This is a genomic window from Malonomonas rubra DSM 5091 (assembly GCF_900142125.1).
GTDB classification, from domain to species: domain Bacteria; phylum Desulfobacterota; class Desulfuromonadia; order Desulfuromonadales; family Geopsychrobacteraceae; genus Malonomonas; species Malonomonas rubra.
Window position 1 is genome coordinate 72261 of the sequence record NZ_FQZT01000010.1, and the last position, 12961, is coordinate 85221.

Sequence of the window (12961 nt, forward strand, 5' to 3'; positions counted from 1 at the left end):
AGAGCATTTATTTAGAGCACTCATAGATCTGAGAATAAACCGTGGTCGTCCGCTCCCAGGTATGGTTTTCTCGTACCCAGCGCATCCCACGAACTTCTAAAGCTTTTCTCTTTTCAGAGTCGCCTAAAAGCTCATTGACCACCCTAGCAAGATCGTTTTCATCATCGGCCTTGAAAAGCACCCCGGTTTCACCGTCAGTAATCAGCTCTTTATGCCCACCGACATCACTGGCAACCAGCACCTTGCCCATGGCCATCGCTTCCATCGGCTTGAGCGGAGTCACCAACTCGGTCAAACGCATCGAATAGCGTGGATAAGCGAGGATATCGACCATGGCATAGACACCGGGAACCCGCTCATGGGGAACGCGGCCGGGCATAACGACGCGATCAGACAAGTTACGCGCTGCGATCAACTCTTTAAGTTCCGCTTCCATCTCACCGCCCCCGACCAGCAGCAGCACAGCATCCGGGTTTTCATCGGCGATCCGGGCGAAGGATTTGACCAGCAGGTCGAGCCCTTCGTAACGGTAGAAGGAACCGATAAAACCGATCACCTGCTTGCCTTCCAGGTTCCATGCACGCAGATATTCTTCATCTGGTTGGCAGGGCTTGAAATCATCGGGATTGACGCCGTTGAAAATCGGGGTGATTTTATCTGCAGGAATACCGCGACTGACCAGATCCTTTTTCAGCCCGTTGCAGAGGATGCCAACATGATCCACCCTTTTACAGACTTGGGTTTCAAGCCATTTGGTCAGATTGTAGCGCAGCGAACCTTCAGTGGTGGTGCCATGATCGACAGCGGCATCTTCCCAAAAGGCGCGAATCTCATAAACAACCGGCACACCGAATTTACGCGCCGCCCAGATGGCGGGGATACCATTCAACACAGGAGAGTGCGCATGGATGATGTCCGGCTTTTCTATTTCAGCCACTTCTAGAATTCGCCGTGACAGAACATGCATCAGCCAGAGTTCGCTGGTCATTGGCCCGGGCAAGTTTTTGGTGGCCCCGGTGCGATAATAAGTGAAACCATTGATTTCTTCTTTTGGAGCCCAGTCACCATCCCAGTTTTCTTCATGCTTTGGGGATGTCAGGACAACCGGCTCAAAACCCATTTTCCGCTGCGAGCGAAACAGGTTCTGGCTGCGAAAGGTGTAGCCGCTGTGCAGCGGCAGACTGTGATCGAGGATGTGGAGGATCTTCATGTAAATACCCAAAATCTATAATGGCCACAGACACACACGGACAAGTACTGGACAAAAGAAAAATCAATTCAATCGCCACAGACACTTCAGAAAAAGGCGGACAGGACCTGAAGTCATTATGGTTAACCCCAAAGATCTTCTTCTGACCTTGTCTGGTTTGTCGGTGGCTAAAAAAGCCTTTGGCCTTTGTCCGTGTACGTCTGTGTGTGTCCGTGGCTAATTCTGCTTTTCTATTATTTCCACCAATCGCTGCAAATGCGATTCCCAGGAGTGCTCCCGTTCGACATAAGCTCTGGCCATGCGTCCCATCTCTCGTTGCCGTTCGGGATCTGTCAGCAGCGCGACAATCTCGTTTGCCATCTGCTGTTCTTTGTCGGCAATGATGAGTTCTTTACCGTCAATTGCTTTGGTGCCGGTGGCTGCTCCGGTTGTTGCGATCACCGGCTTTTCCATCGCCATCGCCTCAAGGACTTTGTTCTGTATCCCCCGGGCAATCAGCAGAGGGACGACGCAGATGGTTGCGGTTGCCAGGTGGTCGCGCATATCGGGAACCGTTCCGGTCACTTCGACCCCGGATATCTTTTTCAGCGCCAGCACCTCATCGGTCGGGTTGCGACCGGCGATACAGAAAACGGCATCGGGACATGACACTTTAACCAGCGGGAAGATTTTTTCCGCAAACCAAACGGCGCCTTCGACGTTCGGCCAGTAATCCATCGCCCCGGAAAAAACCAGTTTATGCAGTGCGGTGGGATGCTTCTCTTTATCGACCTTGTCGGGCGAGAAATACTCCAGGTCGACCCCGTTGGATAAAGCCTCAACCTTCCCGACCTCACCATGGGCAGCGAGAACCTTTTTCTCCTCCTCGGTGACCAGGAAGGAACAGTCAAAATCGGCAGCAATCCTCAACTCATACGGCAGCAGCAAATGCGCTTCACGCTGGTAAATCCACTTCATGAAACCGGTTTTTTGCTCTGCGTACTGGCCCCATTTTTCTGAATCGACATCGATCAGATCGTTGAGCAGAATGCGATTTTTCAGATCTGCCATTTTATGCCTGGAACGATAAAGGTATTCAGCCGAGGACGAGCAGAAACACAGTACAGCCGCTTCTTGATGCTGCCCCAGGTAATCATCGATCTGCTTCTGCAGTGCCTGAGAATAAAAACATTGCTGGGTGAATGAGCGACCGGTACAAAGTGACAAGAGAGCATGCAGCTTCATCGCTTTGGAAGAGCGGAAATGGTAGTGAACTTTAGCGACGATCTTTTCCAGTTCCGGCACATATTTTAGATCATCTGCATCATCAATCATGCAGGCAACAGTTATCCGGTAGCGTTCGGCAAGATAGCGCACCATATTATAGGTACGGATCTTATCCCCTTTATCGGGTGGGTAAGGAATACGATGAGCAATGATGAGCAGTTCTTTTTTCATAGTGAAATATATTTCCTGACCTGCGAACCAACAGCTGTCGCCAGCGGAACGGGAAGCTTTTGCCAGATCCCGGCAATCAGTTCGCGCTTACTTGATTTCTGAGTTTTGCCGGCTTCGGCCACCACACCATCATCCGGCCACTGGTACCAGAAAAGCGGCTTGGGTTGTGCGCCCCATTGCTGCTTGAATTTATAGGTCCCTTCTCCCGGTGTCGAACGACCGAAGTCGAATGCGCGATAGCCGTTATCTGCAGCGAACTGGAGAAAGGTCCAGTAAAGCAGCATATTCGGGTTCAAACGGTTAAACTCCCTCAGTGCCGAAGCCCAGGGAATGGAAACAGTCTGCCGATGCAGCAGGATGATTCCAGCGGCGGCGGGCTCTCCCTCTGGGGTATAAACAACGGCGACCCGACAATTTTCAGCGTAACAAGCGACAACTGACTTTATCCAGAGGAGGCTGTGCACCGGCGAGCCGAGATCACGCATATTGGCAGCGAAAACCCGGTAAAATATCTCGACAAGCTCTTCCCCTCCCATTTTGACCGTCAAACCGTCACGAATCGGTTTTTTCACCTGGCTGCGCAGTTTCGATTTCAACCCCGCCAGCAACTGTTCCGAGCCGACCGGAAGTTCAAGCAGCATGCGGACCTTGTCGGTTTGATTGCTTGGTCCCGAACTTAATTCAACCGACGAGCGGATTTCACAGTTTGCTCCCGCAGCCTCTGCAACAGCAAAACCCACTAAATCATTTGCGACTTCGGGCGAATCCGCAAGAACGCCGCCGGCATCGCAGTAAGGCAACGAGATCAGGCTTTTTCCGCGAAGTGGCACAGCAAACTCGACTAATGGCAAAACGCCGCAAATAGCTCCGGAAGATTCCGCCAGCAGATTTTTGCTATTTAATCCGTAGGCTTGCTTGACCGCCTGTCCCCAGGCAAACAATTGATAGGCAATCCCCTCCGAATGATTTTGAACATATTCATCCCATGCAGGCTGATCTGCAGTTGTCGCGATACGTATCTGCATTTGAAGAAATCAAGCCTCGCCAGCAATCGGGCCAAAGTCAAAATCTCTGATCAATTGTTTGAACCGTGCCTCGGTTCTGCTCAAATTAAGATAATGACGAAAGCGACTTTTAGCGCTGCAACCTTCCATGCGTGGCTGTTCAGGATCAAATTCCCACGGATGGAGGTAAAACACGAACGGCTGCTTTTCTTTACAGTTGATTCGTTTTAAGCCCCAACGGGTGACGGAATACGGCAGCAAGCGAAAGTATCCACCACCAGCGATCGGCAGATTTCTGTTTCCCAAACGAAGAGTGGTGATCGGTAGTTCTTTGATCGCCAGCTGACCTTCTTCCGGTTGTTCTCTGTCCTGCCAGCTTTGTCCATTTTTAACGGCATAACCGGAAAACCGCGGCCAATCAGGAATGCCGTAAAAATCGTGCTGCATGGGGAAGATGCTGGAGTCATACTGGTAACCAGCCTCCAGCAGTTCTTCAAACGCCCAATCGGTCTCACGAGTAATCGAATAGCTTGGGGCCCGGTAACCTGCAACGGCCTCACCACTCTGATCTTCCAGCAGTTGCTTGCTGCGGCGGATATCCTCTCGATAGGTATCCCGATCCTGCAGCGCTACCCGTTGGTGCAAAAAGCCGTGACTGGCGATTTCGTGACCGGCGGCAGCGATTCGCGGCACCAGCTGCGGGTATTTCTCTGCCACCCAACCGAGGACAAAGAAAGTCGCTTTTACTGAGGCCTCTTCGAGCAGGGTTAAAACCACCTCGGTGTTTCGTTCCACCCGACTTTGTCGCTCAGACCAGGTTGATGGTGGCGAGATCTTCTCGAATGCGGAGACGTGGAAGTAGTCTTCAACATCGATTGTGAGGTAGTTTTTGATCTGCATAAGTCGATCAGAGTGACCAGTAACCGAGCCCGGCCGTCTCAACCTCACTCTTATTCAAAAGACACTTAACGTCTATGACAACACCGGAACCGTTGCCATTACCACAAATCTCCTTCAGAGTGGCAGGAGTCATATCGGCAAATTCTTTGTGGCCGACGGCAAGAATAACCGCGTCAACTTTTCCAACCTGGGCTAAAGCTGTCAGCTCCAAACCGTATTCATGTTTGGTTTCATTAGCATCTGCCAGAGGGTCGTGGATCAGCACCTCAACACCGTAATCTTCCAGTTCAGAAACAATGTCGACAACCTTGGTGTTACGGATATCCGGCACATCCTCCTTGAACGTCAAACCGAGCATCAGGACCTTGGAGCCTTTGATGACCTTGCCCGCCTTGATCATCTGCTTGACGGTATTTTCCGCGACATACTTGCCCATGCCATCATTGATGCGACGACCGGCAAGGATGACCTGCGGCAGATAACCGATCTGTTCTGCTTTATGGGTCAGGTAGTAGGGATCAACACCGATACAGTGGCCACCAACCAGACCGGGGGTAAATTTCAAGAAATTCCACTTGGTGCCAGCAGCGGCGAGGACATCCATCGTCGGGATATCGAGCTTGTTGAAAATCAGTGCCAGTTCGTTGATCAGGGCAATATTCAGGTCACGCTGGGTGTTCTCGATAACTTTAGCAGCTTCAGCAACTTTGATGCTGGAGGCACGGTGTACGCCTGCAGTGACGACCAGTTCATAAACTTTGGCAACGGTCTCAAGTGTTTCGTCATCCTGGCCGGAAACCACTTTGACGATTTTATCGACGGTATGCACCTTATCGCCGGGATTGATCCGTTCCGGAGAGTATCCAACTTTAAAATCAACACCACACTTCAAGCCGGACTCTTCTTCCAGAATCGGTACGCAGATATCCTCTGTTACGCCAGGGTATACGGTCGACTCATAAACAACGATGGCGCCTTTTTTCAAATTCTGGCCGATGGTTTTCGATGCAGCTTCCATCGGGTAGAGATCGGGATTGTTGTTTTCATCAATCGGCGTCGGAACGGTGACAATAATAAAATCACCCGTTTTGAGTTCTTCTGGATTAGTTGTGTAGGCAATCTCTGTTGATGCAAGCTCTTCTGAGGTCAACTCGCCAGTTGCGTCAAAACCACCCTTGAGTTGCTCAACTTTTTCAGCGTGGATATCAAAACCAAGCACGTCGACCTTGCGGCCGAAAGCTGCGGCAAGGGGCAATCCGACATAACCCAACCCCACAACTGCAATACGTGCTTCTTTCGAAAGGATTTTTTCAACTGTGACCAAAATATTCTCCTGATTTTCTATGAACTTTCAGCAAATGCTGGGCTGGACAAATTAGAACCGACCGTTTTTGGCTCTGCCTTCAAGCAGCAAAGGTTCCTGATGCTCAACTCTTTTGCCATCGACAAGCAGCATCTGCCGCAAACGATCTATCTGTGATGAAATTTTCTTCAACTGGTCTTCGAACTGGTTAAACTGGTTTTGTTGCTGATTGATGAGATACTCAAGGATACTGCCCTGGCTCGACAGCCGCTCTAAAATCGCCTCTTTTTCAGAACGCTGCGCATTCAGCTTGGCATAGTTTTCTTCAATCTGCGCCAAACGATCATCAACTGTTCCAGAAACAACTGGCCGATCACCGCGCACCCTTTCATTGCCGATATCCAAGGGCAGCTGAACATCCTCAAAGGAGAGTTCGTTGACAGCATCTTTTACCAGCTCAACGTCGATCTCCTTAGTTTCTTCGACAAATGCAGACAACAGCAGAAAATCACAGATCAAATTGATCAATCTGGGAATGCCGCCACTGAAGCGGTAAATCATGTCGAACACGCCCTCTTTGAAAGAAACGCAATCCCGGCTACCGACGGTTCCGATTCGATGGAAAATGTATTCTTCGGTTTCTTCCCGATTTAGCGGGTTGAGGTGACAGCTGATGCTAATGCGCTGGCGCAGCTGGCGCAGAGATGGCTTGGCAATGATCTGCTTTAACTCGGGTTGACCAACGAGGATAATCTGCACCAGTTTAAAGCTATCCGCCTCCAGGTTGGAGAGCAAACGAATTTCCTCGAGAGAGTCGGCCGAAAGGTTCTGCGCTTCATCGACGATGATAATCGGCTGGCGACCTTCGCTGCACTCATCGAGCAGAAAATCATTCAGCTCACGCAGCAGCTGCACCTTGTCTTTGCCGACAACATCCAAGCCGAAATCTTCGTTAATCATGCTCACAAGCTGATGTGAGTCGACCCGAGTGTTGAACACCATGGCAAGAGTTGTATCGGAACTGATCCGGTTGATGATGTCACGCACCAAGGTTGTCTTGCCGGAACCAACCTCGCCCGTCATCAAAGTAAAACCGGCATGTTCCTGAACACCGTATTGCAGGTAACTTAATGCCTTGCGGTGTCCTTTACTCAAGTAGAGAAACTTGGGGTTCGGAAGCAATTCGAACGGCTTGGCACTGAGGCCGAAAAACTCTGTGTACATAATGTCCTAAAACCTTACTCTGACGCTCAGAGTTACTGTGTTTTCAGTATAATCATCTACATCTGTTTCAATATCTGAATCATTGACTCGATGTTTGTATTCAAGTGACGTCAGGAACCTGCTGATCTCATAATCGAAGGAAACACCGAGAACATACTCATCAACCGTCTTATCGATATCACCGCGATATTCAGAAGTCTCATATTCCGCAGTCAAGCCAGTTTTCAAGTTACTGTAGAGGGGAATAGAAAGGCTAAACAACCCACCGTACGATTCATCTTCACGGTTTAAGCGAACATAATCCGTGTCCTCCCAGTATGCTTGCAGGCTTGCTCCAAAAGAATCCTTGACGTAATCAACGGCAAATGAGGCATCGCGGGATTCGGTCAAACCGTTTGTAGAAGAGTCGTCAAAATCCTGAGAGAACATCAGTTCAAGAGTTAACGAAGCTGAAAGACGGTACGTAATATCTGCATTCCAGGTCACACCCTCAGTTTCATAATCGATATCCGAATACTCAATCGTGCTATAGCCGCCTTCAAGCTCTACGGTTGTGCGAGGACCAAGCTGCTGTTTGATACCCAAGCTGGTGGATTGCCGATCATAATCATCTTCGTCGTCAGACTTGTTAATTTTGTAGGTGTAATTTGCCGAGAGCTCAGTATTTGTCGATAGCTCTTTGATAAGAGAAACGCGCCCGCTGTGCCCTTGGTAATCATCTCCCCGTGAATCTTCGTGGTAGGTCTGATCATAAAGATATCCGAACACCAGCGAGGATTGCCCACCGAGGCGGATACGATACCTCGGGTACACAGTGAGATCGTAAACTGTTGACTTGTTGATCAATTCGTTCGCATCACTGTTATTTTCACTCTCGTCGAGAGTTTCACGGCGGATAGTGCCATTTATTCCTACAGAAAAAGGACGCCCCTCAAAAAGAGTGGTACCGAGATCAGCGCGCTGCCCACCCTCAAAATCAAAATCGGTCAACTCATCGTGAATCAAATAGTGTTCGTAGCGGAACGAATAATCGAGAGACAAATCGATCCATCGACTCTCTACTTTAATTGCAACTCCAGGAGAAACAGTTGTTATCCACTCATCTTTTTCATCTTCATGATCAAGAAAAAGATTATCTGTATACTCCTCTTCAAAAGTGATCTTTGGTGATAATTTTATTTTAGCTTGAGCATCGTAAGTAGCCACAGTACAAAAAGAAAAACAAAGTAATAGGATTAAAGAAAAACGCAATTTCATTTTAGAGTCCCCTTTTAAAAGACTACTTAGCGATAGTAATAATAGTAGTTGTTCTTTTTTGTAAACGCATGAGCATCGTTATAAATAACACCAAGGAGATTATGTTTCTTGAATTCCTCAATGGTACTAAGCAGGTCCTGCTTCCTTGCCCGACCTTCCCTCGCGACAAAAAGTGTAGCATCTATGTTTGCAGCAAGAACGCTGGCATCAGCAAAAGGCATTGAAGGAGGCGTATCAAAAATGACATAGCGTTCAGCATAGCGCTGCTTCAACTCGAGAATGATTTCTTTCATTCGATTTGAAGACAGCATATCTAACGGGTCTTTGATTGCCTCGCCAGCCGGGAGAACAACCAATTTCCCTATACCTGTTTTTATCAAGGCTTTTTCGATTGGCAGGCCATCGCGCAGACAATGAACCAAACCGACGTCTGGTTTCAAGCCAAGGAAACGATGAACAGAAGGTCTTCGAAGATCGGTATCTACCAGCAGCACAGTGTGATCATGCTCTTTTGCCAATGAAATGGCCAAGTTCAAGGCAGTCATCGATTTTCCCTCTTCGCTGATGGTGCTGGTCACCAGCAGCGTATTGGAAAACTTCTCGCCCTTGGTCAAGGCGATGACCGTTGAACGCAGTTTGTTGTACTCCTCGACGACATCCGACTTGGCATCGTAGGCAGTTGCCAATAATAAATTATCGACCTTGATTGGAGGCACTTCCAGCAGACTGCTGAACCCTTCGCCAGCATCTGGTGATGGAGAAATTTTCGAATCTACCTTTTTCAAAGCAGAGGAGGTGGCATTTCCCTCTTCTTCTCCAGAGGGGGTGCTTCTCTGGCTTGCTGCTTTTTTTAATGCTTCTTCAATACGACTCATATCGACAACCTGACTCTAATCTCGCTACAAAAATTTAGCGAAGGAATATCTCATACGCAAAAAGCCCGACAAAGCAAAGCCAATAGCAACTTGTCACACCAAAAAAGATAAAGTCTTTCTTTCGTCTTTTTTGCTTCACATCTGGCTCTGCAATATTGGGAACAACCGCTAAGACTTCTATACCTAGATCTTTAAACACATCAGTGTTTCTGACCTTACTGTCCAGGTTTTCCAAAAGAAATACTAAGGCTGCAACGCTAGCCAAACCGCCAACAACCGCCATCAGGAAAAACTTCATCATATTAGGCGAGATCGGCACTTCTGGATAAACGGCAGGGTCGACAACCCTGAAAGTTGCTGTTTTGTTACCGATCTCCATCTGCTTGGAAACTTCTGACTGTCCCATGCGAGAAAGCAAATCCTGATAAACTTTCTGATAGGAATCCCGCTCTTCAATAAGCACTTTTAACGCCTTACGTTTTTCTGGCACTTCGTGAAGAGCCTTCTCACGCTTTGCGATTAACCGCTGCAGATTCTGTTTTTGAGACTGTGCAGATGTCATATCACTCTCTATAGCCAGAAGCCTCTGCTGAACATCCAGGTAGAGAGGGTTCATCGAGGCCATCTCCGAGCCTTCAATTTCTGGCAAAGGAACCTGTTGATCGACTGGCTCTTCTTCTAAACGCTTGCGCAAATTTTCAATTTCGAATTTCAAACGGACAATTTCTGGATAGTTATCGGTGTATCTCAAACGCAGGTCGCTTAATTTTTTCTCCATGGCGGCAAGTTGTGGATCGCTTTCAACGGAATCGAAAGCAAAATCGTCACCGAAAAAACTTTCCATTTTGGGGCTCATTGTTGAGAGCTGGGTCTGAAGTTGCTTTTTCTGAGCTTTTAATGTTTCCAGAGCGAGCTCTATTTTTTCAATTTCCCCCATGTAGCTTTTTATTTCTTCGACAGTCGATCTCTCATCGACATTAAAATAAAGTCCCTGCTTTTTTCGAAACTCGATTATGTCATCTTCCGCTTTTTCTAATTTTCCTTTAAACAGTTCAATTTGTTCGTCCAGAAAGCGGTTAGCACCATAAGCCTCTTCACGCTTTGATGAGATGTTCTCTTCCACATATTTTCCAACCAACGTATTAATATACTTAGCGATAAAAGATGGGTCTTTACCAGTTAGAGAAACAGTAAAAAGGTCGTTTCCTCGCACACGAATTTGTGTTTGTTCTTTAAGTCCTGCAATATAATTTTGCTGTTCAGCGTTCGACTTAATGAAAATATCTGACTCAATTTCTTCTAGAGTCTTTACAATTAAATCACGGCTGGACAAAGCAAACTGTAAAACTCTGATGCGGCTATTAATATTGGGAGTGACAGCAATTCCCTTTACAAGACTATCAATAACACTCTGCTCAATAAAAACAGTACTATCAGCCTGATACATCTTGGGCCGGGTAAAACCGTAAACACCAACGACAGTCATCACCAGCAATGCGAGAATCGTTGCCAGATAGCGATAACGGATTAGCGCCTGGAGATAACGATAGACTTCTTTTAAATTCTGGTTCATTTAGCAGACTTCCCTAAAAAAGGCTCTCTTCAACGATGACATAGTCACCTGGATTGAGCTGAACATTTCCAGTAAGGTCTTTTCCCTGCTTGACCTTTTTCAAATCAATTTTCTTTTTCTTTTTGTTTTTATCGATAACAAAAACAGAACTCTCTTTGGCAAATTCAGTAAAGTTGCCCGCGGCAAGAATAGCATCCAAAATGGTCATACCCTCATAATGCTGAAGCTGTTGCGGTGTTCCCACCGCTCCAAGAACATAAACCAGATTACGCTTGTTACTCGGGATAAAGACAATATCTTCAGCCTTCAACTCGACATCCTGAGACATATCCCCTTCGTAATAAAGAGCATAGAAATCAGTGTCTATTTTCTTGCCATCACGAGAGACATAAGCCCGACGCAGATCGGTTTCAGCGAAATCACCCAACTCACTCATCATCTTCATCAAGGTGGTCTTTTTCGACAGGTTGAAAACTTGAGATTTTCCCCCGCCGGTCAGATAAACCCGGCTATTCTGGATGCCTGAAACGGAAACAGTGACAATCGGCTGCTTAATGTATTCGGCCATTTTCTCTGTAAGAATCTTGCTTAACTCTTCAGGAGAGACCTGATCGGCCTTGACATCACCGATCGCAGGCAGGGTTATCTTGCCGTCAGGACGGACAACGACGGCACGACTCATTTCCGGCACGCCCCAAACAGCAATTTCAAGAGAATCACCTCGTCCGATCTGATAATCTTCGGCCAGAACCGGAACGACAAAAAGTAAACTTGCGAGAAAAGCCAACAACCATTTCATAAACTTTATCTCCCACCAAAACCGGATAAAACGACCCGGACCGTATCCATGATAATTTTAAAATCGAGAAAGATTGAGTAGTTCTTGATGTAGAACAGGTCATAGCGGAGTTTCTCCAGCGCATCTTCTTCAGAAGCCCCGTATGGATAACAGACTTGAGCCCACCCAGTCACACCCGGTTTAACAAAGTGGCGCGTTGAATAAAAGGGGATGTTCAGCTTCAAGCGTTCGACAAAAGCCAGTCGCTCAGGACGTGGGCCGACGAAACTCATGTCCCCCTTCAGGACATTGAACAACTGCGGTATCTCATCAATCCGAGTTTTCCGCATAAAGGCTCCAACTTTTGTCACCCGCGGATCATCCTTTTGCGCCCAGACAGCGCCAGTTTCCTTCTCTGCGTCCTGCCCCATCGTGCGAAACTTATAAACAAAAAACTCAACTTCGCGCTCACCGACCCGAAGTTGCTTGTAAAAAACAGGGCCAGGTGAATCGAGCTTGATGATTAAAGCGACAATAGGAAAAAACGGCAGGGTGATCGATAAACCAATGACGGAAAAGATGATATCAAAGATGCGTTTATAGCTACGCATCAGGTTGGTCATGCGAAAGCCATGGGTGTAGATGAAAGCGCTCGGCTGAACGTTTTCGATCAACAGGCAACCGGTCTCCTGTTCGTAGAACGTAGCTGCGTCAAGCACTTCCACACCACGCAGTTTGCAGTGCATAATATCTTTCAGAGGAAGCGCTCCTCGTCTGTCTGTCAACGAAACAATGATCTTGTGTGGACGATAATCATAAATAAGGTCGGAAAGCTCATCGACGTGACCGATAATTTTATCTTCGGAAACAGAGCTTTCATCTTTGCCGCAGCGGACAAAGCGAACATAACTATGCGGATTGACATCGGACGGAATGATATTCGCAATTTTCTCAGCGTACTCGCCTGTACCAAGGATTAACACCCTGCTGGCAAAACGCGCGTTGCCGGAAAAACGACGGATAATAAGCCTTAACAGGACTAGCCCGATGCCGAAAAAGAACAAGGACAGAAAAAGCAATCCTCGGCCAAGCTGCTGAGATGGAAACAGAAAATAGTACGCAGACAGAGAAACAAAGGCGACAAGGAGTGCCGCAATAACCCGGCGTACAATAATCACAGGGTCCTTAAATGACCGAACCTCCTGCAACTCGAAAAAATATGCTGCGAAAGTACAAAGGGTCACATAACTGGCAATTCGCCAGCCACCTTCATCCCAAAGCAAGTCGTAGCCGTTGCCGCTGAAGCGAATAGCATAAGCTGAAAACAAAGCTAAGTAGGCAATGACGATATCTGCAGTAATAATCAGATATTTGGGTCGAATATTCATTCGTAAACCCCG

At 47.6% G+C, this 12961-nt stretch carries 11 protein-coding genes; all 11 read right to left on the minus strand.

Annotation, left to right across the window (positions count from 1 at the left end):
- Positions 1 to 7: 7 nt before the first annotated feature.
- Positions 8 to 1210, minus strand: coding sequence for a TIGR04063 family PEP-CTERM/XrtA system glycosyltransferase (locus tag BUB13_RS13255; protein WP_072909247.1), 1203 nt, complete (start codon positions 1208 to 1210; stop codon positions 8 to 10).
- 216 nt (positions 1211 to 1426) lie between these two features.
- Positions 1427 to 2647, minus strand: a complete 1221-nt coding sequence (locus BUB13_RS13260; RefSeq protein ID WP_072909248.1) for a TIGR03087 family PEP-CTERM/XrtA system glycosyltransferase — start codon at positions 2645 to 2647, stop codon at positions 1427 to 1429.
- Entirely contained in the window at positions 2644 to 3672 is a 1029-nt protein-coding gene (locus BUB13_RS13265; protein WP_072909249.1) for a FemAB family XrtA/PEP-CTERM system-associated protein, read from the minus strand. Before BUB13_RS13265 ends, BUB13_RS13260 begins: the two co-directional genes overlap by 4 nt.
- A gap of 9 nt (positions 3673 to 3681) precedes the next feature.
- Positions 3682 to 4551 (minus strand): XrtA system polysaccharide deacetylase, encoded by an 870-nt coding sequence (locus BUB13_RS13270; protein WP_072909250.1) that lies wholly within the window; start codon positions 4549 to 4551, stop codon positions 3682 to 3684.
- Positions 4552 to 4558: 7 nt separating this feature from the next.
- Positions 4559 to 5875 (minus strand): nucleotide sugar dehydrogenase, encoded by a 1317-nt coding sequence (locus BUB13_RS13275; protein WP_084092104.1) that lies wholly within the window; start codon positions 5873 to 5875, stop codon positions 4559 to 4561.
- Between the two features lie 51 nt (positions 5876 to 5926).
- Positions 5927 to 7078: an XrtA/PEP-CTERM system-associated ATPase gene (locus tag BUB13_RS13280; protein WP_072909251.1), complete on the minus strand. Its 1152-nt coding sequence runs from the start codon at positions 7076 to 7078 to the stop codon at positions 5927 to 5929.
- A gap of 6 nt (positions 7079 to 7084) precedes the next feature.
- The gene (locus tag BUB13_RS13285) at positions 7085 to 8335 is read right to left on the minus strand and encodes a transporter (RefSeq protein ID WP_072909252.1); all 1251 of its coding nucleotides are present in this window, start codon (positions 8333 to 8335) and stop codon (positions 7085 to 7087) included.
- 26 nt (positions 8336 to 8361) lie between these two features.
- Positions 8362 to 9210 carry a polysaccharide biosynthesis tyrosine autokinase gene (locus tag BUB13_RS13290; RefSeq protein WP_072909253.1) on the minus strand — a complete coding sequence of 283 codons (849 nt, stop codon included), beginning with the start codon at positions 9208 to 9210 and terminating at the stop codon, positions 8362 to 8364.
- 34 nt (positions 9211 to 9244) lie between these two features.
- Positions 9245 to 10783: an XrtA system polysaccharide chain length determinant gene (locus BUB13_RS13295; RefSeq protein ID WP_072909254.1), complete on the minus strand. Its 1539-nt coding sequence runs from the start codon at positions 10781 to 10783 to the stop codon at positions 9245 to 9247.
- 13 nt (positions 10784 to 10796) lie between these two features.
- Positions 10797 to 11582 carry a polysaccharide biosynthesis/export family protein gene (locus BUB13_RS13300; protein WP_072909255.1) on the minus strand — a complete coding sequence of 262 codons (786 nt, stop codon included), beginning with the start codon at positions 11580 to 11582 and terminating at the stop codon, positions 10797 to 10799.
- 5 nt (positions 11583 to 11587) lie between these two features.
- Positions 11588 to 12949, minus strand: coding sequence for a TIGR03013 family XrtA/PEP-CTERM system glycosyltransferase (locus tag BUB13_RS13305; protein WP_072909256.1), 1362 nt, complete (start codon positions 12947 to 12949; stop codon positions 11588 to 11590).
- Positions 12950 to 12961 lie beyond the last annotated feature (12 nt).